The following is a 26,984-nucleotide window of genomic DNA, read 5'->3' as shown; positions in this document are numbered from 1 at the left end:
TGGAGTACGGGTGACCACCCCGCCCGGCTGACGCCATCGCGCCCCGCCCCGGTCTAGCGTGGCCGCATGGACGAACAGCCGACCCGCACCCCGGCACCCGGCCGCCACGGGCCGCCGGGCGAGTACGGGCCGTGGCGCCGGAGGCCCGGACGCCGGCGCGGGGGGCGCTGGGAGCGGCGCGGCTACGGGCGGCGCGGCGGGCTGCCGTGGCCGTCGACGGTCGTGGTGGCCGTCTTCGTGCTCGTCGGCTCCGGGTTCGCCGCCCGCAACCAGCCCGACCGGATCGCGCTCGACGCGCTCGGCCGGGCGCTGCTCGTGCTCGACGCGGCCGCGCTGCTGCTGCGCCACCGCCACCCCGTCCCGGTGGTGTTCGGCGTGTCGGCGGTGACGTTGGCGTACCTGGCCGCGGGATACCCGTACGGCCCGGTCTTCGCCGTCGTCGCGGTCGCCTGCTTCGCCGCAGTCGTGCACGGGCACCGGCATGCCGCCTGGTGGGCGCTCGGCGGACTGTGGGCGGGGCACCTGCTCCTGGCCCACTGGCTGTACCGCTACCTGCCGCCCGACGGTGACGGCCCCGCCCCCTGGGGTCAGGAACTCCCGGCCGCCGCCTTCGTCGTGGCGATCCTCGCCGCCGCCGAACTCGTCCGCGTCCGCCGTGAGCAGTGGGCGAAGGAGCGCGCCGAGCGGGCCGCCGCCGAGCGGCGCCGGGCGGACGAGGAACGGCTGCGGATCGCACGCGAGCTGCACGACGTCCTCGCCCACTCCCTCTCCGTCATCAACGTGCAGGCCGGCGTCGGCCTCGCCCTCCTCGACTCGGACCCGGGCCAGGCCCGTACCGCCCTCACCACCATCAAGGCGGCCAGCAAGGAGGCGCTCGGCGAGGTGCGGCAGGTGCTCGAAACCCTCCGCGCGCCCGGCGACGCGCCCCGCGCCCCCGCGCCCGGCCTCGACCGGCTCCCCGAACTCGTCGAGCAGGCCGCGGCCGCCGGCCTCACCGTGACGACCGGAACCGAGGGCCGGCGCCGCCGGCTCCCGCCCGGAACGGAACTCGCCGCCTTCCGGATCGTCCAGGAGGCGCTGACGAACGTGGTGCGCCACTCCGGTTCGCGCACCGCGCGGGTCGTCCTCGGCTACGGACCGGACGCGCTCGACCTGCGGATCGACGACGAGGGCCCGGCCACCGGCGACGACGCCGGCGGCAGCGGCAACGGACTCGCCGGCATGCGGGAGCGGGCCGCGGCCCTCGGTGGCACGATCGAGGCGGGCACCCGGCCCGACGGCGGCTTCCGGGTGCACGCAAGCCTTCCGGTCCGCCCCGAGGAGTCCCCGTGAGCTCTGCGAGCCCCACGAGCCCCGCGATCAGCGTCCTGCTGGCCGACGACCAGTCGCTCGTACGGGCAGGTTTCCGCGCGCTCCTCGACGCCCAGCCGGACATCGAGGTGGCGGGCGAGGCCGCCGACGGCGAGGAGGCGGTGGCGCGGGTGCGCGAACTGCGCCCGGACGTCGTCCTGATGGACATCCGCATGCCACGCCGGGACGGCCTCGCCGCCACCCGCCTGATCACCGCCGACCCGGAGCTTGGCGCGGTGAAGGTGGTCATGCTGACCACCTTCGAACTCGACGAGTACGTCTTCGAGGCCATCCGCTCCGGTGCCTCGGGTTTCCTCGTCAAGGACACCGAACCCGACGAACTCCTGCGCGCCGTACGGGCGGTGGTGGCCGGCGACGCGCTGCTCTCGCCCGGCGTGACCCGTCGGCTCATCGAGGAGTTCGCGGCCCGCTCCCGGCCGCCGGCCGGTGGAGTCGCCGCACCGCTCGCCCAACTCACCGACCGGGAGCGGGAGGTGATGGCCCTCGTCGGCCTCGGCCTGTCCAACGAGGAGATCGCCCGCCGGCTCGTCGTCAGCCCGCTCACCGCGAAGACCCATGTGAGCCGCACGATGGTCAAGCTCGGCGCCCGCGACCGGGCCCAACTCGTCGTGCTCGCCTACGAGTCGGGCCTGGTCCGCCCCGGCTGGCTCGGCTGACGGGCCCGAACCTCCGCGACCTCCGTGACTTCCGCGACCTCCGTGCCTTCCGCGACTTCCGAGACCTCTGCGACTTCTGCCCTACGACCAGGTGATGGCCGACTCCTCCCGCCACAGCCGGGCGAGCGACGCGTCCCCGGTCACGGCCACCGCGTCCTGCGGCAGCCGGTTCCACAGCGTCAGATAGAGGCGGTCGGCGGGGCCGCTCAGCTCGCAGTCCGCCGGCCCGTCGGCGGTCGTCACCGTCCGCGGCGCCTCCGGTGACAGGCGTACGGTCCACACGTCGCCGGTGTCCGTCGCCCGTACCCGCAGAGTGCGGGGCTCCGCCGTACGCACCCGGCTGCGGTCACGGGCGTGGAAGGCGCGCAGGAGTTCGTCGATGCCGTCGGCGGCGACCGCCGGGTCCACCGGCCCGAAGCCCGGATCGCCCGCGAGCGCCGACTCGGCGTCCGCCCGGTGCACCGTCGTCTCGTGCGCCTGGCGCCGCGCCCAGAACGCGAGCGGTGACGGCGCCGGCAGGAAGGTCCAGCACTCCAGGTCGGCGGGGGCCGCGCGCAGCGTGTCGACGAGCCGCTCATGACCCTCGCGGACGTAGGCGAGGAGCGCGTCGCCGTCGAGATCGGTCTCGGCGGCGGCCGGGTGGCCCTCGGTGAGGCCGTCGGCGACGAGGACGGTGGCCCAGCGGTGGACCGTCGTGGTGTGCCGCAGGAGGTCACGGACCTGCCAGCCGGGGCAGGTCCGGACCTCCGCGTCGGGCCCGGCCGCGGCTGCGGCCGCCACGAGGGCCTTGCCCGCCGCGTCGAGCGCGTCGATGTGCCGGTCGATGCTCAGATTGTCCATGATGCGGATTATGGCCGCGAGGCGCTCCCGGCTCGAACTCCGAAGCGGCGCGCACCGGTTAGTCGACGGCCGACGGTCGACGCCCGGAACCGCGGGAGGCGTACCCCATGACGGCGGCCCCGGCGGCCAGTGCCGCGACCGTCGTGAGCGCCACCGGCAGCGAGAACCAGTCGGCGAGGAAGCCGATGGCCGGCGGTCCGAGCAGCATCCCGCCGTAGCCGAGCGTCGAGGCGGCGGCGACACCGCCGGGTCCGGCGAGGGCTCCCGCGCGGGCGACGGCGACGGGGAAGATGTTGGCCAGGCCGAGCCCGGTCACGGCGAAGCCGAGGAGCGCGGCCCACACGGTCGGGGCGAGCGCCCCGAGCAGCATGCCCGCGGCGGCGGTGAGCCCGCCCGCGACCAGGGTGCGGGTCTGCCCGAGCCGTTCGAGCAGGGCCGTGCCGGAGAGCCGGCCGGCCGTCATGGTCAGGGCGAAGAGGGAGTACCCGGCCGCCGCCACCCCCGGGTGCGCGTGCAGGTCCTGCGCCAGGTGCAGGGCGCCCCAGTCGGCCAGCGCGCCCTCCCCGTACGCCGTGCACAGCGCGATCACCCCGAAGACGAGGACCGCGCGACGGGACCCGGAAGGCCGGCCGCCGCCGGTACGCGCGGGCAGCGACTCGGGCGGGGCGGGGGAAGGGTGCCGGAGCAGTACGGGACCGGCCGCGGCGGTCAGCAGCAGCCCCACGACTGTCAGGGCGAACAGGTGCGCGGTGGGCGACAGGCTCCCGGCGACCAGCCCGCCGAGCCCCGCGCCCAGCATGCCGCCGAGGCTGAAGGCCGCGTGGAAGCTCGGCATCACGGGCCTGCGCAGCGCGGCGACGAGGTCGACGGCCGCGCTGTTCATGGCGACGTTGATGCCTCCGTACGCGGCGCCGAAGAGCAGCAGGACGAGGCCGAGCGCCAGCGGCGACCGGGTCAGCGGGGGCAGGGCGAGGGAGAGGGACATCAGTACGGCGGTCGCGACGGTCACCGGGTGGCTGCCGTAGCGGCGGCAGAGCCGGCCGGTGAGCGTCATGGTGACGACGGCCCCGGCGGACACGCCCAGGAGCGCGAGGCCGAGGTCGCCGGCGGTCGCGCCGGTCTGCTGCTTGATGGCCGGGATGCGGACCACCCAGCCGGCGAAGAGGAAGCCGTCGAGGGCGAAGAAGACGGTCAGGGCGAAGCGGAGGCGGGCCAGGGAGAAGGAGGCGGTGTCTCCGCGGGATCCCCCCGATACGGGCAGCTGGACTTTGTTTAGTAGCGGCACAAAGTCAGGATAGGGGTGGGCGGGCGTCGGATTCAAGGCGGGGCCGCGCGCTCGGCGTCCCATCGGCGTTCTGTCGGCGGCCCGTCGGCGTCCCGGCGGCGTTTCAGTCGGCTGCCGGCGTCCCGGAAACGGCGAAGGTGGCCGTGCCCGTCGGGGCACGACCACCTTCGCCGTTACGGAGACGTGTTCAGATGACCGGCGGGCGACCGAGGCGGCCCATCCGCCAGACCGTCGCCCAGCGCATCGGGCGCCGCGCGCCGCCCGGTCGGCGCACGCCCTCCGCGAAGCCGCCGAACCAGGCGCGCAGGCCCGGTACCGAGCGGGTGCGAGCCAGGGTGAGCAGGGTCCAGACGCCGAGGTAGACGGGGACGAGCGGGGCCGGCAGGTTCCGCTTGGCGAGCCATACGCGGTTGCGGGCGGTCATCCGGTAGTAGACGGCGTGCCGTGCCGGGCTGGTCTTCGGGTGCTGAAGCAGCAGGGCCGGCTCGTACAGGACGGTCCACCCGGCGTCGAGGGCCCGCCAGGCGAGGTCGGTCTCCTCGTGGGTGAAGAAGAACTCCTCCGGCCAGCCGCCGACCTCGTCGAGCATCCGCATCGACAGGCCGTGGCCGCCGCCCAGGAACGTGGTCACCTCGCCGCCGCGCATCGGGTCCTTCGCGCCGAGCCGGGGCACGTGCCGGCGCTGGGTCTCGCCGTTCTCGTCGGCGATACGGAAGGAGACGATGCCGAGCGCGGGATCCGCCTCGTACAGGTCGGCGAGCCGGCGGAACACGTCCTCGTCGACGAGCAGCCCGTCGTCGTCCAGGTCCACGAGCACGTCGACGTCACCGAACGCCCGGAGCGTCTCGATGGCCACGTTCCGGCCCCCCGACACCCCGCGGTTCTCGGGCAGCTCGACGCCGTGGACGCCGTCCGGGAGCTCGGCGAGCGACCCGGCGCCGTTGCCGACCACGACCACCCGGGCCGGCGGCTCGTCCTGCATGGCGACGGAGTCGAGCAGCGCCCGCAGCTCCTTCGGCCGCGTGCCCATCGTCAGCACCGCCACACCCACCCGCGGTCGTGCCACAGCCCACTCCGTTCGTTCCATGTCTTCGGGATCCCGGATCCCGGATCCCGGATCCCGGATCCCGGATCCCGGATTTCGTATCCGGGATACCCGTCGTCCAAGACCCCCGGGCCGCGATGCTAGCGGCCCCGTGACCGGAACCGTTCACCTGGAGGGAACGTGCCGCACGGCCCTTGTCCACCTCGGTGTCGGACAGGGGCGGGACCCGGCCAAACGCGGGTGGCGGGGGACCCGGGTGGGGCGATCATGGGAGACTCGCCAACATGAACGGCAAGGCGACGACGACCCGGACACGGCTGGACAGAGGGCGCAGCGCGCTCGGACCCGCCCTCGAGCTGGTGCACACGGGCAGGGCACCGACGCGGGCCGTGCTCACCGCCGAGCTCGGCGTCACCCGGGCCACCGCCGGAGCCGTCGCAGCCGAGCTGGAGGCGCTCGGCCTCATCCGCGTCGACTCCAACCCGGGCGCCGCCGCCGGCTCCCAGGGCCGCCCCTCGCACCGCCTCACCTTGGCCGAGAACGGCCCCGTCGCACTCGCCGCCCAGGTCCACGCCGACGGCTTCCGGGCCGCGCTCGTCGGACTCGGCGGCACCATCGTGGCCACCGCGCCCGGCTGCGTCACCGTCTCCGAGGACCCGGCCCAGGTGCTCGGTGCCGTCGTCGAGGCCGGGGCCGCGCTGCTCAGGAGCAGTGGTCGCCGCTGCGTCGGCGCGGGGCTCGCCGCGCCGTCCGCGGTGGCCGAACCGGAGGGCACCGCCCTCAACCCGCTCCACCTGGCCTGGCCGGCGGGTGCGCCGGTTCGGGAGATCTTCGCCGAGCAGGTGCGCGCCGCCGGCATCGAGGGCCCCGCCTTCACCGGCAACGACGTGAACCTCGCCGCCCTCGCCGAGCACCGCCACGGCGCCGGCCGCGGCGCCCGGGACCTGCTGTGCGTCGCCACCGGGCACCGCGGAGTCGGCGGCGCGCTCGTCCTCGACGGGCGGCTGCACACCGGCAGTTCGGGCCTCGCGCTCGAGGTCGGTCATCTCACCGTCAACCCGGAGGGCCGGCCCTGCCACTGCGGCTCGCGCGGCTGCCTCGACGTCGAGACCGACCCGCTCGCCTTCCTCACCGTCGCGGGTCGCGATCCCGGACCCGAGATCTCGCTCCTCCAGCAGGCCCGCGACCTGCTGCGCGACCACCTGGACGAGCCCGGAGTACGGGCCGCCACCGAGGAGCTGATCGACCGGCTCGGCCTCGGCCTGGCCGGGCTCGTCAACATCCTCAACCCCGACCGGATCATCCTCGGCGGCCTGCACCGCGAACTCCTGGCCGCCGACCCGAACCGGCTGCGCGCCGTGGTCGCCGACCGCAGCCTGTGGGGCCGCAGCGGCGGCGTACCGATCCTGCCCTGCACGCTCGACCACAACAGCCTGGTCGGCGCGGCCGAACTCGCGTGGCAGCCGGTCCTGGACGACCCCATTAAAGCGCTGGGCGGTGCGGCGCACGCCGACTAGGGTCCGTCCACATGACCGACGTTGACAACCACCTGACGCAGATCAACCGCACCGACGGCCCACCGCCGCTCGGCGCCGGACTCGTTTTCCACGGCCCGCTCTCCGAGGCCCGGGCCGCCCGGATCGTTGAGCGCCTGGCGGCCGCCGCGCCCGCCACGGTGCTCGACATCGGGTGCGGCTGGGGCGAGTTCCTGCTGCGCGTCCTGGCCGCCGCGCCCGGCGCCCGGGGCGTCGGCATCGACATCAACAGCGACGACCTCGCCCTCGGCCGGCGCCTCGCCACCGAACGGGGCCTGGCCGAACGCGTCGAGTACGCCGAGGAGTCGGCGCGCGACACCGGCCGGGTCCCCGCCGACACCGTCCTGTGCATCGGCTCCAGCCACGCGCTGCTCGACCCCGATCAGCCGCACGACCCGGGCGCCGCCCTGCGCGAACTGCGTCGGCTGGTACGGCCCGGCGGCCGCGTTCTGCTCGGCGAGGGCTTCTGGGAGCGCACCCCGACCGACCCCGAACTCGCCCGGATGTGGCCAGGCGCCCGGGTCGGCGACCACCTCCCGCTCGACGCCCTCGTCGACCTCGCGATCGAGGCGGGATTCCGCCCCGCCTGGGTCGAGACGGCGACCCGGGAGGAGTGGGACGAGTTCGAGTCCGGCTACCGCCACGCCGCCGAACTCTGGCTCGCCGCCCACCCCGACCACCCCCTCGCCCCCGAGACCCGCGCCCGCGTCGACCGCCAGCGCGCCGCCTGGCTCGGCTACCGCTCGATCCTCGGCATCGCCTATCTGACCCTGGTCCCGGTCGGCTGACCGGCGCTGGCCCCGTCGCCGAAATCGGGTTTCTCAGAGGCGGAGTCCCACCTACCGTGACCTCGTGAAGACTCAGGTGATCATCCTCAACGGCGGCTCCAGCTCCGGGAAGAGCGGGATCGTACGGTGCCTCCAGGCCGTACTCCCGGACCCCTGGCTCGCGTTCGGCTGCGACTCCTTCGTCGACGCGCTGCCCGCGCGGCTGCGCGACGGGCGCGGGGCCGAAGGCTGGATCGAGTTCGCGGAGGACGGCAGCGTGATCGTCGGGGAGAGGTTCCGGGCCCTGGAGGCGGCCTGGACGACCGGCATCGCGAGCATGGTCCGGGCCGGCGCCCGGATCGTGATCGACGACGTCTTCCTCGGCGGCGCCGCCTCCCAGGAACGCTGGCGGACGGCCCTCGACGGCGTCGGCGTGCTCTGGGTCGGCGTCCGCTGTGACACCGCCGTCGCCGCCGGCCGCGAGATCGCCCGCGGCGACCGCGTCCCGGGCATGGCCGCCGCCCAGGCCGAGCTGGTCCACCAGGGCGTCAGCTACGACCTGGAGATCGACACCACCCGCGCCGAGTCCCTCGACTGCGCCCGGGCCATCGCCGCCCGCCTCGGCTGACCCGGCCGCTTCAGCTCACCACTGGCGTCCGGGCCCGATTCCGGTCCGGCCCGGGGCCGACAGATGCAGCACCTGGAATCGGTCGGCGTTCGGCTCGGCCGCGCCCTCGTCCGCCCACAGCGTGAAGGTGAGCAGCTCCCAGTGGCGCGGATCGACGGCGACGGCGCGCGCCACCACGCCGTCGCCCTTCGCCTCGGCGAGGTGCCGCTCCAGGGACCGCTCGACCGCCTCGGCCGGGGTGAGGCGTTCGGGGAGGGGCCTGCGCGTCCGCGTCGCGGTGCGCGGCGCGGAGCCGGCGGCCGGGCCCTCGTCGTACGCGAGCACCGTCCAGTGCTGCACGACGGGCCGCCCGAAGTCGTTCACGATGCCCTGGAAACCGGGGCCCCAGAGGAACGAGTTCATTCCGGCGGCGCTCGACCACAGGTAGAACGGCGCGTACTGGTTGACCGGCGAGCCGTCGGCCCGTTCGCGCATCAGATACGCCTTGATGCCGAGGCCGGGGAAGTCGTCGAGCAGATGGCCCCGGGTCGCGACCCGGTCGCGGATGATCCCCATGTCGTAGTCCGCGGGAAGCGTGATGTCGTACTGCATGGCGTGCAAGGGACGGGCTCCTGAGGTCGCATGAGTCGGTCGGGACGGCGGTCGGGCCGGCGGCAGCGGGCCGGTTGGTTCCGAGGCCGGGTCAGCGGGTCGGTTGGTTCTTCGACGGTGTCAGCCGCCGGTACGCGCGGACAGCAGCGCGAGCAGGCCGCGTACGGCGGTGTCGAAGGCGGCGGGGGAGCCGGCGGCGCGAGCCAGGACGTAACCGCCCTGGAGGGTCGCGACGACCGTCGAGGCGACCTCCTCGGCGCGCAGCGGACCGCTGAACTCCCCGCTGTCCAGGCCCTCCTGGACGATTCCGGCGAGCCGTCCGCGGAGCCAGTCGAGCGTCTCGTCGACCGGCGCGCGCAGCTCGGCGCTGGCGATCACGTCGGGATCCATGGTCAGCCGCCCCAACGGGCAGCCGCGCAGCACGTCCCGCTCGCGCAGCAGATACGCCTCGATGCGGGCGTACGCGGAGCCCGGCCCGCCGAGCGCCGCCTCCGCCGCGGCCCGCAGCTCCTCGGCGGTGCGGCGGATCGCGGCGAGCGCTAGGTCGGGCTTGCCGGTGAAGTGGTGGTACATGCTGCCCTGGCCCGCCCCGGCCGCCTGCTGGATGGCCTTGGGGCTGGTGCCGACATAGCCCCGCTCCCACAGCAGGTCACGGGTGGCCTCGATCAGTCGCTCGGACGCGCTCGCGCTCATGATCTCCACTGTACATACCAGTAGGTACAGCGTCGAGGGCCGGCCGAGTCAGGAGTGAGCCGAGGCGGGAGCCGGCCGAGGAGCAGTCGCCCGGGGCCCGTCTACTCCCGCCGTCGTACGTGCGAAGCCGCTGGCCGTACGACGACTCCGGGCCCCCTCGCGAGCGAGTCTCGAACCATCACGAACCATCACGACAGGCAGCAGCATCCGAGGAGCTGACCGACATGAACACCCTCGCCTACGCGGGCCCCGGCCCGTGGATCCTCTTCTTCCCGCTCGTCTGGGCGGCCGTGATCGTCACCGTGGTCACGGTCGTGCGCCGCCGCCGCATCGGCTGGGGCCGTCCGGGTGGTCCGGGTGGCTTCGGCGGTCCGGGCGCCTCCGCGGTCGACGAGCAGTCGCCGATCGCACTGCTCGGCCACCGTTTCGCGGCCGGCGAGATCGACGAGGACGAGTACTGGCGCCGGCTGACCGTCCTGGAGGAGCAGTTCGGCCGCCGTTCCTCCGAGGACAAGAGGCGGCGGGCATGACCACCACCACCGCCCTGCGGGTCGTCGCCCGCCCCGCCGCCGCGCGTGTCGTCGACGCCGTGAAGGTCTACGGCGGCGGCGACACCGAGGTCAGGGCTTTGGACGGAGTGAGCGTCGACTTCCCGGCCGGCCGCTTCACCGCCATCATGGGCCCCTCCGGCTCCGGCAAATCCACCCTGATGCACTGCGCGGCCGGCCTCGACACCCTCACCTCGGGCTCCGCCCTCATCGGCGACACCGACCTCTCCGCGCTCGACGACCGGCGCCTCACCCTGCTGCGGCGGGAGCGCATCGGCTTCGTCTTCCAGGCGTTCAACCTGCTCCCGACCCTGACCGTCGCCGAGAACATCACCCTTCCCCTCGATCTCGCGGGCGCCGTCCCCGACCGGGCCCGGCTCGACTCCCTCATCGACGCGGTGGGCCTGCGCGACCGCCTCCACCACCGGCCGAGCCAGCTCTCCGGCGGCCAGCAGCAGCGGGTCGCCGTGGCCCGTGCCTTCGCGGGCAGTCCGGACGTCGTCTTCGCCGACGAACCGACCGGCAACCTCGACTCCCGCTCGGGAGAGGAGGTGCTGCGGCTGCTCGGCGACACGGTGCGGAGCACCGGCCGGACCGTCGTGATGGTCACCCACGACCCGGTGGCCGCCGCGCACGCGGACGAGGTCGTGTTTCTGGCGGACGGGCGCCTGGTGGATCGGATCCAGAATCCGACATCCGATCTCGTCCTGGACCGGATGAAGTCCCTCGACAGCAGGGGAGCGGTGACATGACTCGGCCCGGATCGGACCTTGGATCCAATACCCGGGCGACTGGATCCAATATTTCGGCTTCTGGATCCGGCGTCCCGGCTTCTGGATCCGGTATCCCGGCTCCTGGATCCGGGACCCTGGCTCATGGATCCAGGATCCCCACCACCCTGCGCCTCAGCCTGGCCTCCCTCCGCACCCACCGCCGGCGCTTCCTCGGCACCTTCGCCGCCGTCCTGATCGGCGTCGCCTTCCTCACCGGCACCCTCGTCATGGGCGACACCCTGCGCGCCAGCTTCGGCACCCTCTTCGCCGACGCCAACAGCGGCACCGACGCCGTCGTCCGCAGTACGAACGTGGTCACCGTCGCAAGCCAGGCGCAGGGCACCCGCAGCCCGGTGGACGCCTCCCTTGCCGACCGGGTCGCCCAGATCCCCGGAGTCGCCGCCGCCGTTCCGCGCATCGAGGGCGCGGGTCAGCTCGTCGGCGCCGACGGCAAACCGATCGGCGGACAGGGCCCGCCCACCCTCGCCGGCAACTGGATCCAGGATCCAAAGCTCAATCCCTATGCCCTGGCCGAAGGCCGCGCCCCGCAGAAGCCCGGCGAGGCCGTCGTCAACCGCGCGGCAGCCAAGGCCGGACACCTCACCCTCGGCTCCACCACCGTCCTGCGCACCCCCGACCCGGTGCGCGTCACCGTGGTCGGCCTCGCCACCTTCGGCGGCGCGGACGGCATGGGGCAGGTCAACTACACCGGTCTGACCCGCGCCGACGCGGAGAAGTACCTCACCCCGAGGCCCGGAGCCGCCACCGACATCCTCGTCCGGGCCGGCCCCGGCACCTCCCAGCAGGCACTGGTCGACGCGCTGACCCCGGCCCTCCCCGACGGTGTCGAGGCCATCACCGGACAGCACGCAACCGACGAGAGCAACGAGATGATCTCCGGTCGCTTCCTCGACCTCTTCACCACCTTCCTGCTGGTGTTCAGCGGCGTCGCCCTGCTGGTCTCCGTCTTCTCCATCCACAACACCTTCGCCATCGTCGTCGCCCAGCGCACCCGCGAGAACGCCCTGCTGCGCGCCCTCGGCGCCGCCCGCCGCCAGGTCGTCACCATGACGCTCACCGAGGCCGTCGCCGTCGCGCTCCTTGCCTCCGCGGCCGGACTCCTCGGCGGCATCGGCATCGCGGCCGGGCTCCAGGCCCTCTTCCCGGCCGTCGGATTCCCCTTCCCCGAAGGAGACCTGGTGGTCAGTGCGACGTCGCTCGTGCTGCCGTTCGCCGTCGGCCTCGGCGTCTGCACCGGCTCGGCGCTGCTCCCCGCAGTACGGGCCGGGCGCACCGCACCACTGGCCGCCCTGCGCGATACCGCGGTCGACGACCCGGCCGCCTCCCACACCCGTACCGCGGCCGGAGCAGGACTGCTCGTCCTCGCCGTGGTCCTGGTCCTCGTCGGCGTCCTGGCCACCCCGTCGCTGTGGCTCGCGGGAACCGGGGCGGTGCTCGCGCTCGCCGCGTTCGTCGTCCTGGGCCCGGTGGCGTCCTCGTACGCGATACGGGTCCTCGGCGGCCCGCTGCGCGGCACCACCCGCGCACTCGCCCGCCGCAACGCGCTGCGCAGTCCCCGGCGTACCGCCGCCACCGCCACCGCGCTCATGATCGGCGTGGCCGTCGTCTCGCTCTTCACCGTCTTCGGAGCGTCGCTGAAGGCGACCATGGACGACACCGTCTCGCGGTCCTTCGCGGGCGACGTGGCCGTCAGCGCCCCGTCGTTCGGCGCCGGAGGCAGCGGCCTGAGCCCGCACCTCGCGCCCGCCGTCGCCGCGTTGCCCGAGGTGGACACGGCGGTCGGCCTTGGCAAGGGCGTTGCCGAGGTCGACGGCCGCGGCCGCGCCCTGACCGTCACCGACCCGGGCGCGCTCGCCCGCACCTTCGATCTGGGGACGGTACGGGGTTCGCTCGGCGCGCTGGGCACCGACGGGATCGCGGTCGCCGCCGACGAGGCCACCAAGACCGGGCTCGCCCCCGGCCGCACGGCCGAACTCGCCTTCACCGACGGCACCCGGCACACCTTCACCGTCAAGGCCGTCTACGAACGAGCCGACCTCGCCGGTGACTACCTTCTCACCCGCCAGGCCTGGGCCCCTCACCACACGCAGGACGCCGACCGGCTGGTCGCCGTGACCTTCAAGGACGGCGTCTCCGCCGAGGCGGGCGAGCAGGCCGTCGAACGCGTCGCGGCCCGCTACGGCAACCCCGAGGTCCAGACCCGCGACGAGTACGCAGAGTCCTCGGCTGCCGGCATCGACATGATGCTCACGCTCGTCTACGCGCTGCTCGCGCTCGCCGTCCTCATCGCCCTTCTCGGCATCGCCAACACCCTCACCCTCGCCGTCCACGAGCGCACTCGCGAACTCGGCCTGCTGCGCGCCGTCGGCCAGACCCGCCGTCAGCTGCGGGCCATGGTCCGCTGGGAGTCCGTCCTCGTCGCCGCCTTCGGCACGGCCGGCGGGCTCGTGCTCGGCGCCTTCCTCGGCTGGGTCCTGGTGCGCGCGTCCGACGGGGCGTCCGACAGCACGTTCGCCTTCGCGCTGCCGCCCGTCCGACTCGCGGTCGTCGCCCTGGTCGGCCTCGCCGCCGGCGCCGTCGCCGGCTGGCGCCCGGCACGGCGGGCGGCCCGCCTGGACGTGCTGCGGGCGATCGCGACGGAGTGACGGGAGGGGGATCCGGGATCCGGAATGCGGGATCCGGGATGCAGGGTCCGAGATGCGGGGTCCGGGATCCTGGGCGTTGGATCCAATGTCCGAGGTCCCGGATCCGCCATCCTGGAGGCTGGATCCAACACGCCAGATCGTGGATCCGGGATCCGACATCCTGGGTCCGGCATCCCGGGCCCGGCATCCGGGATCCGGGATCCGATATCCCGGGTCCGGCATCCCGGGCCCGGCATCCGACATCCCAGATCCGACATCACGGATCCGGGATCCAAATCCCGGGCCCGCCCCTAGGCACCCCCCTCAGCGCGCCAGAACCGACCGCCCCGCCGCCGGCGCGTGCAGCGGCTCCTCCATCCCGCCGAACGGGACCGTCTCCAGGTCGCGGCCGGTGAACGGGCCGGCCGTCGTGGCGCCGTAGACGGTGTGGGCGAGTGGGGCGAGGGCGACGGGGGAGGGCGGGGCCTGGAGGGTGAACCAGACGATCTTGCCCGAGTCGTGCGGGCGGACGCCCCAGCTGTCGCTGAGCGCCTCGACGATGGCGAGGCCGCGGCCTGAGGTGGCGAACTCGTCCCCGCTCTCGGCCGGTTCGGAGACGTCCGGGAACCGGGGGTCGTTGTCGCGGACGGAGACGGTGAGGCGGTCGAGCAGCAGCTCGACCTCGACCGTGCACATCTTGTCCGGCTGGGCATGCCGGTGAACATTGGTCAGGAGCTCGGTGACACCGAGCGAGGCATGCTCTATCAAGGCATCGAGCTGCCAGTGACGCAGATGCGCCGAAACGATTCTGCGGACCTGACCGATCCGCGACGGCTGGGCCTGGAGCTCCACCGTCCAATACCTGCTGGGCTCGCTGATCACGGCTGCGACTCCCCGAAGTGAGGTCCGGAAGAAGACGGAGATTCGGATCTGTCATGCGGTGTAGCAGGACGGTGGCTGGTTCGCAGCGTCACCGCCGGTAAACCCTCGGTGAGGTGGTTCCAGCGTGAACCAGTGGTGAAAGCACCGCAACTCGCGGCGACCCGCCGCAGGTCAGCCCCGGATCAACCCCCGGACCAGCCCCCGGAGCCCCCGGACCAGCCCCCGGACCAGCCCCCGGGTCAGCTGCCGGTTCAGCCCCCGGGTCAGCTGCCGGTCTTCGCCCTCTTCAGCGCCTCGAGGAGTCGCCCCGAGCCTGAGATCCGGTAGCGCGTCCCGTTCACCGTGGCCACCGCCTCGTCCGGCTTCGCGAACCATGGGCGGCCCGCCCGTACCGTACCCAGCGGGGCGCTGTCGATCTCGCTGCCGTAGCTGGTCAGGAGGGACAGCCGGCCGTCCTCGATGCGGACCTCGCCGGCGCGGGTCAGCGACCGGGGCCAGCGGTCGATGCGTACCCCCGTGGCCGTGAACTCGGGCTCGGGCTCGGTATCGGCTTCGGACATGTGCTCCGCCCCCTTCGCGCAGGCTGCCTCCACCCAGTGTGCCGGGCCGCCGCCACCGGCACCAGAACCGCCCGCGCCACGCCTCCTCGCACCCCCTCTGCAAGGCACTCCTATGGAACCTCAAAGGGAACGTTTGCCCAGGTGAGAGCGGTATTGTCGGTCAGTGGGCAAGCCCTTCCGGCAATCCCTCCGGGCACCCCGCGGCCACCCCGACGCGCACCACGAGAAGAGGCAGGCACGCATGACCAGCACCACCAGCCCCATGGCCACCATCGACGTCGACCGCAGCGACCCCGGCTACCGGTCCTGGCTCAAGGAGGCCGTCCGTAAGGTGCACGCGGACGCGAACCGTTCGGCCGACACCCACCTGCTGCGCTTCCCGCTGCCCGAGAGCTGGGGCATCGACCTCTACCTCAAGGACGAGTCGACCCACCCGACCGGCAGCCTCAAGCACCGCCTCGCCCGCTCGCTCTTCCTCTACGGCCTGTGCAACGGCTGGATCCGCCCCGGCGCGCCCGTCATCGAGGCGTCCAGCGGTTCGACCGCGGTCTCCGAGGCGTACTTCGCCAAGCTGATCGGTGTCCCGTTCATCGCCGTCATGCCGCGCACCACCAGCCCCGAGAAGTGCCGCCTGATCGAGTTCCACGGCGGGCAGTGCCACTTCGTGGACGACTCGCGCACCATGTACGAGGAGGCCGCGGCGCTCGCCGAGCGCACCGGCGGCCACTACATGGACCAGTTCACCTACGCCGAGCGGGCCACCGACTGGCGCGGCAACAACAACATCGCCGAGTCCATGTACGAGCAGCTCAAGCTGGAGCGCTACCCGGAGCCGGCGTGGATCGTGGCCACGGCCGGCACCGGCGGCACCTCGGCGACGATCGCCCGTTACGTGCACTACATGCAGTACGACACCCGGATCTGCGTCGCCGACCCCGAGAACTCCTGTTTCTTCGACGGCTGGACGCACCACGACCCGGACGCCACCTCCGACTGCGGCTCCCGCATCGAGGGCATCGGCCGGCCCCGGATGGAGCCGAGCTTCGTGCCCGGCGCCGTCGACCGCATGATGAAGGTGCCCGACGCGGCCAGCGTCGCCGCCGTCCGCGCCCTGGAGACCGCGATCGGCCGCAAGGCGGGCGGTTCCACCGGCACCGGCCTGTGGAGCGCGCTGAAGATCGTCGCCGAGATGGTCGCCGAGCGGCGCACCGGCAGCGTCGTCACGCTGATCTGCGACCCGGGCGAGCGCTACCTCGACAAGTACTACTCGGACGACTGGCTGGCCGCCCAGGGCCTCGACATCGCGCCCTACTCCGCCGCTATCGACCGCTTCCTGGCGACGGGTGTCTGGCCGGAGTGAGCCGCCGGTCGAGCCGGCGCACCGCGTCCCGGAACGACAGGCGTATCCCCGGCCGGGCCAGCCGCAGGCCGGCGGTGAACGGGCGGTTGCCGTCGGCGGCCATGGTCCAGCGGACCAGGGTGCCGCCGACGGCGGGGGAGAGGGCCCACTCCTCCAGCATCGCCGTGACGCCCGGCGCGTTGGTCGTGTCGACCCGGTAGGCGTAGCGCGCGTCCGGGTCGGCAGCCATGATCGTCTCCTCGAAGGAGACCCCGCCGCGCAGCCGGACCGTCCGGCCCGCGCCGTCGTCGGTGGGCGCCGCGGCCCGGACCGCCGAGAACCACGCGGGCCAGCTGCCCACCTCCACCGCGAGCGAGCGGTAGACGGCGGCGGGCGGGGCGGCGGCGACCGCCGAGAAGACCAGACGGACGGGCGCGGACGCGATGAAGTCGAGCTCCACCGGCCTCAGTCGGCGTGCCATGGACCGTACCTCCCGTGGGGCGGGTCTGCGCGGAGCGCACACCCTAGCTGACACCTGTTCGGTTGCCCAGCAGCCCGTCGAGGGCCCGGCCGAAGACCAGTCGTCCCGCCGCCGCGAGTACGGGGTCGAGGGCCGCCGGGACGCCCCGGAGCCGTAGCTCCTCTCGCCACACCACCCGGCTGCCGGCTCCGGACGCCCCGGACGCCCGGGCCACCCCGGACGGCCCGGCCACCCCGGACGCCCCCGCCGCCCCGGCCGTGCCGGGCGTCGCGGTCACCTCGAAGGCGGCCCAGCCCCGTACCACCCGCCCGTACTTCTCCAGGCGGCACACCCCGGCCCGTCCGGCGGCCGGTGGCTCGAAACGTACGACCTCCATCGGGTCGTCGAAGCCCAGACGGCCCATCCCGGTGCGGGCCGTGAACCGGGTGCCCACGCCGTTCGGGCCCGGCGTCAGCACCGTCGTACGGGTGAACGGGACCTGGCGGCCGTGCGCCGACCAGTCCGTGAGCCGCCGCCACACCTCCTCCGGCGACAGGGGCACGGTCCGCTCGATCCGGAACCGGCTCACTCCGGCTCCGCCTCGCCCCCGCCCGGCTCCTCGCCGGATCCCTCACCAGCCACCACCAGGCCCGGCAGGTGCTCCGCCATCTCCTCGCGCACCTCCGGTGACAGCCCCCGGTCCGTGACCAGCGTGTCCACCTCGTCGAGCCGGGCGAACGAACTCAGGCCCACGGTCCCCCACTTGGTGTGGTCCGCGACCACCACCACCCGCCGTGCCGAGCGCACCAGGCGCCGGTTGGTCTCGGCCTCCGCCAGGTTCGGCGTCGACAGACCCGCCTCCACGGAGATGCCGTGCACGCCGAGGAACAGCGCGTCGAAGTGGAGCGAGCGGATCGCCTGGTCGGCCACCGGCCCGACCAGGGCGTCCGACGGGGTCCGTACGCCGCCGGTGAGCACCACCGTCGCCGCCCCCGGCCGGGCCTCGCCGCCCGAACCGGTGTGCTGGGCCTCGTAGAAGACGTCCGCGACCCGCACGGAGTTGGTCACCACGGTCAGGTCCGGGACGTCGAGCAGCTGCATGGCCAGCGCGTACGTGGTCGTGCCGCCCGACAGCGCGATCGCCGTCCCGGGCCGCACCATGGCCGCCGCCGCCCGCGCGATCTCCTCCTTGGCGCCCAGTTCGAGCACCGACTTCGCCTCGAAACCCGGCTCGTGGGTGCTCGCCTCCACCACCGGCACCGCGCCGCCGTGCACCTTCGCCAGCATGCCCTGCCGGGCCAGCGCGTCCAGGTCCCGGCGGACGGTCATGTCGGAGACGTTGAGACGACGGGTCAGCTCGTTGACCCGTACACCTCCGCGCCGGCGCACCTCGTCCAGAATCAGGGCGCGCCGCTGTTCCGCGAGGAGGTTCTGATTGTCACTCACCGCCGGGGCCGGTCCTTTCGCAGGAAAACTGGGAAATCTGGGAAAACTCGAGTGGAGGGCCGTCGGATTCGGTGAGAGCCGTGCCGTCGGGCCCGGCCGTCCGCGATCCTGGTTGCCTGCCTCGAATCCTCGCACCCGGATCCTCCCATCCAGAGAGGGAGTCACCGTAGTGTCCCCTGCCACACCGGACCCGAAGCACGGGCCGGAGCCGAAGAACGGGGGTGCGGCGCTCGAACTCCTCGTCCACGGCGTGGGCGGAGCCACCCCGGCCGACATGCTGGACGAGCCGCACACGGTGCGGGTCACCGGCGACAAGACGGCCGCGGTCTACCGCCGCAGGGACGACATCGACGCCGATGAACACCCCGAGCGGTACGCCGACGGGCCCGTCCCGGAGGCGTACTGCTGGTCCAACCTGACCTCCGGCAACGGCACCCGCGCCCTGTGGCTGCTGCTCCTGCCCTTCATGGTCGCCAACCTCGCCCACTGGATGCGCCCGCCCACCGAGGGCCGCGCCGGACTCGTCCGGCTCTACGGCGTCCTCGTCCGGCTCGTCGCCCTCACCCTCACGGTGCTGCTCACCGCGGCCGCCTGCGAGGTCGCCCTCGATCTGACGGCCTGGCAGTGCGCGGGCTCCGGCGCCTGCGCGGCACAGCGCTCCTGGCTCGGCTTCCTCTCCGCCGAGCACGGCGGCTGGTGGTCGGCGCCCGGCCGCCGCCTCGCCCTCGCCGCCGTGGTGCCCACCGCGCTCGTCGGCCTGCTCTGGTACCTGTCCAACCGCACCTGGAGCGCGTACGAGGCCCAGCGCCCGCCCACGGGTTACGACGCCGAACCCGGCGCCCCGTCGTCCGGGACGTCCGCCCGGCCCGGCGACACCGAGGCCGCCGACGCCACGAGCCCCGACCCGGCCACGCCCGTCGAACTGCGGCCCGCGCTCGGTCGCCCCGGCTTCTGGTACGGGCGCCGGCTCGTCGCGCGGCTGCGCGCCGCGCACACCACCGCCGGCTTCCTCACGGTGGCCGCCGCGCTCGCCGGCGCCGCCGGCGTACACGACCACCGCTCCGACCCCGGGTCCGTACGCACCCTCCTCGGCTGGGCCCTCGACGGCGGCATCGCGGTCCTCGCCGTCGTCGTCGTGTGGGTGGTCTGCCGGCGGGGCCGCAGCGAGAACACCCTCGACCTCAAGCTCGAACGCGCCGTCGTCTCCTGGCTGCCCGCCACCGCCCTGCTGCTGCTCGCGCTCACCGTCGTGCACACCGCCTGGGCCCGCCCCGGCTGGCGCTCCACCGGCACCCTGCCCGGCAACGCCGTCTTCGGCACCCTCACCCTCGCCCAGGGCGCCCTCGTCGTCGCGCTCGGCGTGGTCGCGCTGCTGCTCCACCGCCCGCGCCGCGACCCGCGCACCGCCCTGTCCGGCCTCGGCGGCCCCGCCGTCGCCATGCTGGCCTGCGCGCTCGGCGGCGTCATGTCCGGTGGCGTCGCACAGCGCGTCGCCGACTGGCTCGACGGGCCCGGCACTCCCGGCACCGGCGACGGCCTCATCACCGGACCGCCCGTGCTGCTCAGCTGGCAGGCGTCCGTCATCCCGGTGCTGCTCCTGCTGCTGGTCGTGCCGACCGCGCTGCTCGTCGTCCGTACCGTCCTCACCGCCCGCAGGCTCCGCCCGACCGTCGACGCCGCCTACCGGGAGGCGGACCCCGACCGGCTGCGCACCGACCAGATCGCGGCGGTACGGGCCGGGGCCGGGCTCACCGACTCGGCGCCCGTGCTCGTCGGCGTCGTCTCCGGCGCCACCCTGCTCCTCGGCGCCGCCTCCGTCGCCGGGGCCTGGGCCAGCGGCAACGTGCCCGGGCGCGCCTTCGACGGCGCCCACCCGGCGGTCGCCTCCGCCGCAACCGCCGCCCAGTCCCTCGGCTCCTGGATGATCGGCTTCGGCTTCCTGCTCTTCGTCACCTGGGGCCGCCGCGCCTACAAGGACGCCTCCGCCCGCCGCACCATCGGCATCCTGTGGGACGTCGGCACCTTCTGGCCGCGCGCCGCCCACCCGTTCGCCCCGCCCTGCTACGCCGAGCGGGCCGTGCCCGACCTCACCTGGCGGATGAGCTCCTGGACCCGGCGGACCGGCGGCCGGCTCGTCATCTCCGGCCACTCCCAGGGCAGCGTCCTCGCCGCGGCCGCCGTCTGGCAGCTGCCGCCGACCACCCGCGCCCGGGTTGCGCTGCTCACCTACGGCTCCCCGCTGGAACGGCTCTACGGGCGCTGGTTTCCCGCCTACTTCGGCCCCGAGTCGCTGCGTGGCCTGCACCGCACCGTGCACTGCTGGAGCAACCTCTACCGGGCCACCGACCCCATCGGCGGACCCGTCCGCGTCCCGGCCGACGACGACCGGCCGCCGGTCGACCGGCCGGAGCTGCTCGACCCCGTCGCGTACGGCCGCACCCGCGAACACCCGCTGCCCGAACCGATCCTGGGCCACTCCGACTACCAGGCCGATCCGGCCTTCGCCGTCGCCCGCTCGCAACTGCTCGACCGGCTGCCGCCTCCGCTGCCCCGGCAGCGGGACAACGCCCCTGAAGGCCAAGCGAGTTCGGATCAGGGGAGTGCGGTTCAGGGGAGTTCGGGGAGGTCCTCCGGATAGAGCAGGGTCAGGTCGTCCTTGCTCGGCTCGGCGAGCGCGGCGACCCGACCCGCGTGCCGCTCCACCATCGACTCGAACGTCTGGCGCGCCGTACGGCCGTTGCCGAAGGTCGGGCCCTTGGGCAGCTCCGCGAAGTACTTGAGGAGCGCCTCGCCGGCGCCGGCCGCCAGCCGGTACTCGTGGTCCTCCGCCTGCTGCTCCACGATCCGCAGCAGCTCCTCCGGCACGTAGTCGGTGAAGGTGATGGTCCGTGAGAAACGGGACGCCACACCGGGGTTGACGGTCAGGAAGCGCTCCATCTCCGCCGTGTACCCGGCGGCGATCACCACGACCGCGTCCCGGTGGTCCTCCATCAGCTTCACCAGGGTGTCGATGGCCTCGCGGCCGAAGTCCCGCCCCGAGTCCTCGGGCGACAGCGCGTACGCCTCGTCGACGAACAGCACGCCGCCGCGGGCCCGGTCGAAGGCCTCCTGGGTGCGGATCGCCGTCGAGCCGATGTGCTCGCCGACCAGGTCCACCCGGGACACCTCGACCAGATGGCCGCGCTCCAGGACGCCGAGCGAGGCCAGGATCTCGCCGTAGAGCCGGGCGACCGTCGTCTTGCCGGTGCCGGGGTTGCCGGTGAAGACGAGGTGCCGGCGGGCGGATACCGCCTTCAGGCCGGCCTCCTGACGGCGGCGGCCCACCTCGATCATGTTGGTGAGGGTGCGGACCTCGTGCTTGACGCTCTCCAGGCCCACCAGGGCGTCGAGTTCGCCGAGCACCTCCTGGGAGGAACGGGCGGCCGGGACCGCCGGCGACGGTGCGGGCGGCGGCGGCGGGGCGGCGGCCGGGCGGGGCGCGGGGACCGTGCCGAGGAGTCCGCCCGTCGGCGGGGCGGACTGGGTGGCGGTCAGGACGGAGCCCGGGGCCGCGGCCGTGCGCAGCTGGCTCTCGTCACTGGTGCAGTCCTCGACGACCTGGCCCTCCTCGGGGAACTCGTAACCGCCGCGCGCGCACCGCTCCGTACGGCACCTGCGCAGCGTGGTCCGGCAGCCGTCCATGATGTGGAAGCCGTAGCCGCCGCTGCCCGTCACCCGGCAGCCGAGGAACGAGCCGCGGCCCTCCGCCGACACGTAGAACCCGGCCTCGGCGGGCGAGGTGACCGTGCAGCGCTCGATCGTCGGGTCGGCGCCCTTGGTGACGATGACGCCGGTCTGCACGGCGTCGATGGTGCAGCCGGCGAGCGTGCCGCCGCTGCCGTGGTCCCGGAACCAGGCGCCCGTCGACGCCTCCCGGATCCGGCAGTCGTCGAGCTGCGCGGTCGCCCCGTCGCTCACCGACACGGCCGTGTTGCGCACCTGCGACAGGTCGCTGTCCACGACGTCGGCGCGCGAGCCGCGGTCCAGGACGAACAGCGCGTCGGGCACGTCGTGCACCCGGCAGGAGTCGAGCACGGCGGTCGCCCCGTCGCTCACCCAGACGGCCGGGTAGTCACCGGTGCTGTCGTGGATCTCGCACTGGTTGGCGTCCACCCGGGTGCCCGGGTCCCACACGGACAGGCCGTTGCGGCCGAACCGCCTCACCGTCGAGCGGGTGAGGGTGAGCACCGAGCGGGAGCGCAGGTCCACGGCGTTCTCGGGAATGTCGTGGATGTCGCAGTCGGAGAGCGTGAGCACCGCGTCCGTGTCGAGCGTGATGCCGTCGGCGGAGGTGCGGTGCACCGCGGAGTCGCTGAGGTGAGCGGTGGCCCGGGCCGCGATCTGCAGGCCGGCGCCCTTGATCTCGTACACCTCGCAGCCGATGCCCTCCAGGCCGCTGTGCTCGCCGTTCACGGTGATCCCGGCGCCGGAGGCGTGGTGCACCCGGCAGCGCTCCAGACGGGGGTGGGCGCCGCCGCGCACCGAGATCCCCGACTGCCCGGCGGACACGACCTCGCACTCCTCGAACACCCCGCCCGCGCCGTCGAGTACGGCGATCCCGACTCCCGCCGGATTGTCCACGGTGCACCGCCGCACCGTCGGCCGCGCCGCGCCCCGCACCTCCAGGCCGGCCGCCGAACGCGTCAGGATGCGCAGGTCGAGCAGCTCGGGCGTGCCGTCCTCGACGAGCAGCGCCGGCGCCGCCGCGTCCTGCCCCTCGATGTGCAGGTCCTGGAGCGTGGCGGAGGCACGCACCGTCAGCGGCACCCCGTCGGCGGGCGCGATCCGCACCGAGCCCGTCAGCCCGTCGCCGCCCCGCAGGGTCACGGCCCGCTGGACCACGAGGTTCTCCCGGTAGGTGCCGGGTGCCACGGTGAGGACGTCACCGTCGCCCGCGGCCTCCAGGGCGGCGGCGAGAGAGGCGTACTCGCCCGTGCGGCGCCGCCACCGCGACGTGCCGGTGTGGGTCACCTGGACCGTGCCCTGTGCCATGGGTGTGCTCTGCCCCCACCTCGTGCGTCGGATCCGATGCCCCACCGTAGCGCGCGTGGCGGTGCCGGATTGACGGGTCCGGTGTCTGTCCCCTCGCGAGGTCAGCTGCCCGTGCCCGTACGACCCCAGTCCGGACCGACTTGGGCCCAGGCGCGGTCGAGACGCGCGTACCGCCGCCGCACCAGCCGGTGTACGACAAGGCGGCGGCCGCTCTCGACCAGGAGCCCGGCGAGGAGTGCCACGGTGAGCCCGGCGATCAGGGCGTGCGCCCGTGCGGTGTCCGGGTGCATCGGCGGGGTCACGGGCCGGCCGGACCGGTCGGTCCACAGGGGGAAGGTGGCACCCGGGTGCGCCTGCTGACGGGTGGTGGTCACCGTGCCGGTGTGGATCGTGCCGTCCGGCGCGGCCCAGTCGGCCACCACGGACGGCCGGAGCCGCTCTTCCGCGGCGAGATCGGCGGGCTGGCGGCCGGGCCCCCGGTCGGCGGGCCGGATCACCCGGGCGACGGTGGGGACGCGTTCCCGCAGCTGGACGCGGACGGAGCGCTGCAGCGAGGCGTCGGCGGAGACGCCGGCGGCCCAGCCGGCCGCGGGCACGGCCAGGCAGAGCAGCACGGCGGCCGCCAGCGCCACCCATGCCTCGACCAGGTCGGTGGTCCGGCGCAGGGGATTGTGCCGCCAGCGCCAGAGCCCGGTGGCTGCACGCACGCTCCGCACCCCCTCGTCTCGTCGACGGCCCCGCAGGGGCCCTTCGGCGGTTACCGCTCTTCCAACGAGTGTGACCCGGGGGTGGGTTCCGCGCCTCTCGGAAGGAATCCGGGAGGAGTCCGAAGGGCGCGGTGCTCCGGGGCTTGGCGCTTTAGGGCGCGGTGCTCCAAGCCGCGGTGCTCCAGGACGGGGCGCTTCAGGGCGCGGTGAGCGCGCGGGAGGTTCAGCGGGAGGCCCGGCGGCCGATCAGTCGAGGATCTTGACCGGGTCACCGACGCGGATGGTCCCGCGGTGCTCGGGCACCAGGTTCTGGCCGAAGATCAGCTGGTTGCCCTCCTTGCGGTGCCGGCCCAGGGTGCGCAGCGGCTCCTTGCCCCGCTCGCCGGTCTGCTGGTCGGTGGTGGTGACCACGCAGCGGCCGCAGGGCTTGGCGACCCGGAAGACGACGTCGCCGATGGACAGGCGGCGCCAGCCGTCCTCGGCCCAGGGCGCGGTGCCGTCGATGACGACGTTCGGCCGGAAGCGGTTCATGGGCAGCGGACCCTCGTCGGCGTGGTCGCCCTGCGCGATCAGGGAGTTGAGGGCGTCGAGGGAGGAGGTCGTGGTGACGAGCAGCGGATAGCCGTCGGCGAAGCTGACGGTCTCGCCGGGCAGCGCGAACTCCGGGTCGACGGGCCGCCGGTGGGCCGGGTCGTCCATGTGGGCGAACCGCACCTCGCTCCCCAGGTAGCCGCTGAACCAGGCGTCCGCCGCCGGACCGGCCGGGACGGACTGCACGACGGTGCCGAAGACGTCCACGCCGATCGTGCCGTCGGGTTCCGACAGCTCGGGCACCTCGACCGCCAGCGGCTCGCGGCCGGGCGCGGACAGCGTGACACCGCCGCCCGGCAGCAGTTGCGCGGACGCCAACGCCAGCCGGGCGTGCTGGCGTTGGGTCACGACCTTGCCCGCGGTGTCCACGACGGCCCAGCGGCGGTCACCGGCCAGTCCCCATGGCTGGACCTCCGCCTCCGCGGGGGCGAACCCACGCAGTGCCTTGACCGGGTGGACATGGACGGAGCTCAGGACAGGAATCGGCATGACGCCATCCTGCCAGTCGCTCCACCGGCTCAGAAAGCCGGTCCCGTCAGTACCCGCGGCCCTGGTAGGGGCGGTTGTACGGGTCGTCGTACGGGGCGGGCGCGGGCGCCGGGGCCGGGCGGGCCGCCGCCGGGCGCATCGCCTCGTACCCGGTGGCCATCGGGCGCGGCTGCTGCTGCGGCTGCGGGGCCGGGTAACCGCGCGGGGCGGCGGGCTGCTGCGGGATGTACGGCGCGGGGGCCTGCTGGAGCGGCACGGGCGCCATCAGCTGCGTCGCCGGGGCCATCTGGGCGGCGGGCGCCATCTGCGGGACCGGGGCCGGGAAGGGTGCCATGGCCGGGGCCATCTGCGGGGCGGCCGGCTGCGGGTAGCCGTAACCGCCGTTGCCGCCGTACGCCGGGGCGGGCGGCTGCGGGGAGGGCGCCGCCGGGAGGGCGGGCAGGGCCGCGGGCAGCGCCGGCAGGTAGCTGCTGCTTCCGGAGAAGCCGCTGCCGGTGTCGTACGCGGAGGGCACTCGGATCGGGGCGATCTGAGGCGTGCCCCGTTCTGCGACGAGGGAGTCGTAGATCGGGGTGTCGGGGAACGACGGCGCGGTGTGGTAACCGCCTCCGTAGGTGGAGCGCGGGGAGGTCATGGCCATAAGTTAAGCCCACGATGTGCTGTATGGGGAGTCCGGTAAGAGGGTTGTTTGAAGCGTTCGTTGAGAACACTGAACGGCAATGTGAGCGAACCCGACAAAATCGGTCGCGCCGCAGGTCAGCGATCTTGAAAAAGCCGAGTTCGGGAGGGGTTACCCGCGGGTTGCGAGCTTGCCCGTGATGCCCGTTCTCAGTGCCGTGTAAAGGAATCTTGACGTTGCGGTACACGCGGTGTGCGGGAAATTGGCCCGATGTTCAGGAACCGGGATGAGTACCGGGCGCGGATTCCGGCCGGGCGTATGTGCGTCCCTTCCACGCCGCGCCCCGGCCCCGGTAGTGCTGTACCGCCGAGTCCACCGTCATCAGCAGATAGAGCAGCGCGGTGAACGGCAGCAGCGGCGCGAGCCAGGCCGGCTGACGGTAGTAGCGCAGCATCGGCAGATACGTGGAGGCCATCACCGCCCACGCGGCCCCGCCGGCCCACGCCGCGGGCGCGTCCTGCGCGAGCAGCCCGGCCACCAGCGTCACGGGCGGCGCCAGATAGACGAGCGCGAGGCCCGCGACCGTACCGAGCAGCACCAGCGGGTTGTGCCGCAGCTGCGCGTACGCGCTCCGCGCCACCATCCGCCACAGGTCGGCCAGGCGCGGATACGGGCGGATGCTGTCCACCCGCTCGGCGAGACCCAGCCAGACGCGTCCGCCCACCCGCCGTACCGCCCGGGCCAGCGACACGTCGTCGATCACGGCCTGCCGGATCACCTCCGGCACCCGGGCCCGCTCCGCCGTCTCCGTCCGGAGCAGTACGCAGCCGCCCGCCGCGGCCGTGGCCAGCGGACGCCGCCGGTTGATCCAGCGGAAGGGATAGAGCTGACAGAAGAAGTAGACGAAGGCCGGCACGATCAGCCGCTCCCAGCCGCTCGCCACCCGCAGTCGCGCCATCTGCGACACCAGGTCGAGCCGGTGCCCGGTCGCGGCGCTCACGAGGAGCCGCAGACTGTCCGGCTCGTGCGCGATGTCCGCGTCCGTCAGGAGCAGGAACTCCGGCACGCGCGCGCGTGCCAGCGCCATTCCGTGGCGCAGCGCCCACAGCTTGCCCGTCCAGCCGGGCTCCGGCTCTCCCGGCCGGACCACGGACAGCGGCAGCCCGCCTTGGCGGCGCGCCAGCTCGTCGGCGATCCGCCCGGTGCCGTCGCTGCTTCCGTCGTCGACGAGGATCACCTCCGCCGGGCCCGGGTAGTCCTGGGCGAGCAGCGACGGCAGGCTCAGCGGCAGCACCTCCGCCTCGTCCCGCGCGGGGACCACCACCACGACCCGCGGCCACTCCTCGGGCGCGCTCGTGGGGTGCGGCAGGCGCTGGTCCGTGCGCCAGAAGAACCCCTGGCCCAGGAGCAGCCACCCCCAGACGGCCAGGGAACCGGTCGCGATCCAGGCAAGCGGGCTCATTCGCCGCAGTCTGCCCCAGAT

25 protein-coding genes are annotated in these 26,984 nt (G+C 74.0%); 10 read left to right on the top strand and 15 right to left on the bottom strand.

The window, feature by feature from the left end:
* Positions 1-66 precede the first annotated feature (66 nt).
* Together ACWEV0_RS20110 and ACWEV0_RS20105 are read left to right on the top strand one after the other, a co-directional pair.
* Complete coding sequence (locus ACWEV0_RS20110) at positions 67-1,332, top strand: sensor histidine kinase (RefSeq protein ID WP_453150675.1); 1,266 nt, start codon at positions 67-69, stop codon at positions 1,330-1,332.
* Between the two features lie 26 nt (positions 1,333-1,358).
* The gene (locus tag ACWEV0_RS20105; protein ID WP_453150692.1) at positions 1,359-2,027 is read left to right on the top strand and encodes a response regulator; all 669 of its coding nucleotides are present in this window, start codon (positions 1,359-1,361) and stop codon (positions 2,025-2,027) included.
* 81 nt (positions 2,028-2,108) lie between these two features.
* Here ACWEV0_RS20105 and ACWEV0_RS20100 read toward each other — a convergent pair whose 3' ends face one another.
* From ACWEV0_RS20100 to ACWEV0_RS20090, 3 genes are all read right to left on the bottom strand, one after another.
* Positions 2,109-2,858, bottom strand: a complete 750-nt coding sequence (locus ACWEV0_RS20100; protein WP_453150691.1) for a maleylpyruvate isomerase family mycothiol-dependent enzyme — start codon at positions 2,856-2,858, stop codon at positions 2,109-2,111.
* Between the two features lie 67 nt (positions 2,859-2,925).
* Positions 2,926-4,152, bottom strand: coding sequence for an MFS transporter (locus ACWEV0_RS20095; RefSeq protein ID WP_453150674.1), 1,227 nt, complete (start codon positions 4,150-4,152; stop codon positions 2,926-2,928).
* A gap of 187 nt (positions 4,153-4,339) precedes the next feature.
* Entirely contained in the window at positions 4,340-5,218 is an 879-nt protein-coding gene (locus tag ACWEV0_RS20090; protein ID WP_453150673.1) for a glycosyltransferase family 2 protein, read from the bottom strand.
* 263 nt (positions 5,219-5,481) lie between these two features.
* On the opposite strand from ACWEV0_RS20090, the gene ACWEV0_RS20085 reads away from it, so the two are divergent.
* The 3 genes from ACWEV0_RS20085 to cpt all read left to right on the top strand — a co-directional run bounded on the left by ACWEV0_RS20085 (position 5,482) and on the right by cpt (position 8,127).
* Positions 5,482-6,714: an ROK family protein gene (locus ACWEV0_RS20085; protein ID WP_453150672.1), complete on the top strand. Its 1,233-nt coding sequence runs from the start codon at positions 5,482-5,484 to the stop codon at positions 6,712-6,714.
* A gap of 11 nt (positions 6,715-6,725) precedes the next feature.
* Positions 6,726-7,520, top strand: a complete 795-nt coding sequence (locus ACWEV0_RS20080) for an SAM-dependent methyltransferase (RefSeq protein ID WP_453150671.1) — start codon at positions 6,726-6,728, stop codon at positions 7,518-7,520.
* Positions 7,521-7,596: 76 nt separating this feature from the next.
* Positions 7,597-8,127 carry a chloramphenicol phosphotransferase CPT gene (gene cpt / locus ACWEV0_RS20075; protein WP_453150690.1) on the top strand — a complete coding sequence of 177 codons (531 nt, stop codon included), beginning with the start codon at positions 7,597-7,599 and terminating at the stop codon, positions 8,125-8,127.
* Positions 8,128-8,142: 15 nt separating this feature from the next.
* Here the strand turns inward: cpt and ACWEV0_RS20070 are convergent, their stop codons facing one another.
* Together ACWEV0_RS20070 and ACWEV0_RS20065 are read right to left on the bottom strand one after the other, a co-directional pair.
* The gene (locus ACWEV0_RS20070; RefSeq protein WP_453150670.1) at positions 8,143-8,727 is read right to left on the bottom strand and encodes a DUF4865 family protein; all 585 of its coding nucleotides are present in this window, start codon (positions 8,725-8,727) and stop codon (positions 8,143-8,145) included.
* 111 nt (positions 8,728-8,838) lie between these two features.
* Positions 8,839-9,411, bottom strand: coding sequence for a TetR/AcrR family transcriptional regulator (locus tag ACWEV0_RS20065; RefSeq protein ID WP_453150669.1), 573 nt, complete (start codon positions 9,409-9,411; stop codon positions 8,839-8,841).
* Positions 9,412-9,635: 224 nt separating this feature from the next.
* On the opposite strand from ACWEV0_RS20065, the gene ACWEV0_RS20060 reads away from it, so the two are divergent.
* From ACWEV0_RS20060 to ACWEV0_RS20050, 3 genes are all read left to right on the top strand, one after another.
* Positions 9,636-9,941, top strand: a complete 306-nt coding sequence (locus ACWEV0_RS20060; protein ID WP_453150668.1) for an SHOCT domain-containing protein — start codon at positions 9,636-9,638, stop codon at positions 9,939-9,941.
* Complete coding sequence (locus ACWEV0_RS20055; RefSeq protein ID WP_453150666.1) at positions 9,938-10,711, top strand: ABC transporter ATP-binding protein; 774 nt, start codon at positions 9,938-9,940, stop codon at positions 10,709-10,711. The genes ACWEV0_RS20060 and ACWEV0_RS20055 overlap by 4 nt, the downstream gene beginning before the upstream one ends.
* Before the next feature lie 134 nt (positions 10,712-10,845).
* A complete protein-coding gene (locus ACWEV0_RS20050; RefSeq protein ID WP_453150689.1) occupies positions 10,846-13,398 on the top strand; it encodes an ABC transporter permease in 2,553 nt (850 codons plus the stop codon).
* A gap of 303 nt (positions 13,399-13,701) precedes the next feature.
* Here ACWEV0_RS20050 and ACWEV0_RS20045 read toward each other — a convergent pair whose 3' ends face one another.
* Positions 13,702-14,259 (bottom strand): ATP-binding protein, encoded by a 558-nt coding sequence (locus tag ACWEV0_RS20045; protein WP_453150665.1) that lies wholly within the window; start codon positions 14,257-14,259, stop codon positions 13,702-13,704.
* 263 nt (positions 14,260-14,522) lie between these two features.
* Positions 14,523-14,819, bottom strand: a complete 297-nt coding sequence (locus ACWEV0_RS20040) for a hypothetical protein (protein WP_453150664.1) — start codon at positions 14,817-14,819, stop codon at positions 14,523-14,525.
* A gap of 241 nt (positions 14,820-15,060) precedes the next feature.
* On the opposite strand from ACWEV0_RS20040, the gene ACWEV0_RS20035 reads away from it, so the two are divergent.
* Positions 15,061-16,179, top strand: coding sequence for a PLP-dependent cysteine synthase family protein (locus ACWEV0_RS20035; protein WP_453150663.1), 1,119 nt, complete (start codon positions 15,061-15,063; stop codon positions 16,177-16,179).
* Here ACWEV0_RS20035 and ACWEV0_RS20030 read toward each other — a convergent pair.
* From ACWEV0_RS20030 to ACWEV0_RS20020, 3 genes are read right to left on the bottom strand one after another with little or no spacing between them, the layout of a single operon-like run.
* Positions 16,139-16,639 (bottom strand): SRPBCC family protein, encoded by a 501-nt coding sequence (locus ACWEV0_RS20030; protein WP_453150662.1) that lies wholly within the window; start codon positions 16,637-16,639, stop codon positions 16,139-16,141. The two genes, ACWEV0_RS20035 and ACWEV0_RS20030, sit on opposite strands and share 41 nt — an antisense overlap.
* Positions 16,640-16,682: 43 nt before the next feature.
* Positions 16,683-17,207: an SRPBCC family protein gene (locus tag ACWEV0_RS20025; RefSeq protein WP_453150661.1), complete on the bottom strand. Its 525-nt coding sequence runs from the start codon at positions 17,205-17,207 to the stop codon at positions 16,683-16,685.
* Positions 17,204-18,064, bottom strand: a complete 861-nt coding sequence (locus ACWEV0_RS20020) for a DeoR/GlpR family DNA-binding transcription regulator (RefSeq protein WP_453150660.1) — start codon at positions 18,062-18,064, stop codon at positions 17,204-17,206. Before ACWEV0_RS20020 ends, ACWEV0_RS20025 begins: the two co-directional genes overlap by 4 nt.
* 169 nt (positions 18,065-18,233) lie before the next feature.
* Between ACWEV0_RS20020 and ACWEV0_RS20015 the strand changes: the two genes are divergently transcribed.
* Positions 18,234-20,702, top strand: a complete 2,469-nt coding sequence (locus ACWEV0_RS20015; RefSeq protein WP_453150658.1) for a hypothetical protein — start codon at positions 18,234-18,236, stop codon at positions 20,700-20,702.
* On the opposite strand, the gene ACWEV0_RS20010 is transcribed toward ACWEV0_RS20015, so the two are convergent.
* The 5 genes from ACWEV0_RS20010 to ACWEV0_RS19990 form a co-directional block, all read right to left on the bottom strand.
* Positions 20,672-23,095 carry a right-handed parallel beta-helix repeat-containing protein gene (locus ACWEV0_RS20010; RefSeq protein WP_453150657.1) on the bottom strand — a complete coding sequence of 808 codons (2,424 nt, stop codon included), beginning with the start codon at positions 23,093-23,095 and terminating at the stop codon, positions 20,672-20,674. The two genes, ACWEV0_RS20015 and ACWEV0_RS20010, sit on opposite strands and share 31 nt — an antisense overlap.
* Before the next feature lie 101 nt (positions 23,096-23,196).
* Positions 23,197-23,802, bottom strand: coding sequence for an Rv1733c family protein (locus ACWEV0_RS20005; RefSeq protein WP_453150656.1), 606 nt, complete (start codon positions 23,800-23,802; stop codon positions 23,197-23,199).
* 246 nt (positions 23,803-24,048) lie between these two features.
* Positions 24,049-24,882: an MOSC domain-containing protein gene (locus tag ACWEV0_RS20000; protein WP_453150655.1), complete on the bottom strand. Its 834-nt coding sequence runs from the start codon at positions 24,880-24,882 to the stop codon at positions 24,049-24,051.
* 46 nt (positions 24,883-24,928) lie between these two features.
* Positions 24,929-25,516 carry a DUF6643 family protein gene (locus ACWEV0_RS19995; protein WP_453150654.1) on the bottom strand — a complete coding sequence of 196 codons (588 nt, stop codon included), beginning with the start codon at positions 25,514-25,516 and terminating at the stop codon, positions 24,929-24,931.
* 259 nt (positions 25,517-25,775) lie between these two features.
* The gene (locus ACWEV0_RS19990) at positions 25,776-26,963 is read right to left on the bottom strand and encodes a glycosyltransferase (protein WP_453150653.1); all 1,188 of its coding nucleotides are present in this window, start codon (positions 26,961-26,963) and stop codon (positions 25,776-25,778) included.
* Between the last annotated feature and the right edge of the window lie 21 nt (positions 26,964-26,984).

Source organism: Streptomyces sp. NPDC003943, from assembly GCF_053605265.1.
This window is presented reverse-complemented; position numbering and strand designations above follow the sequence as displayed.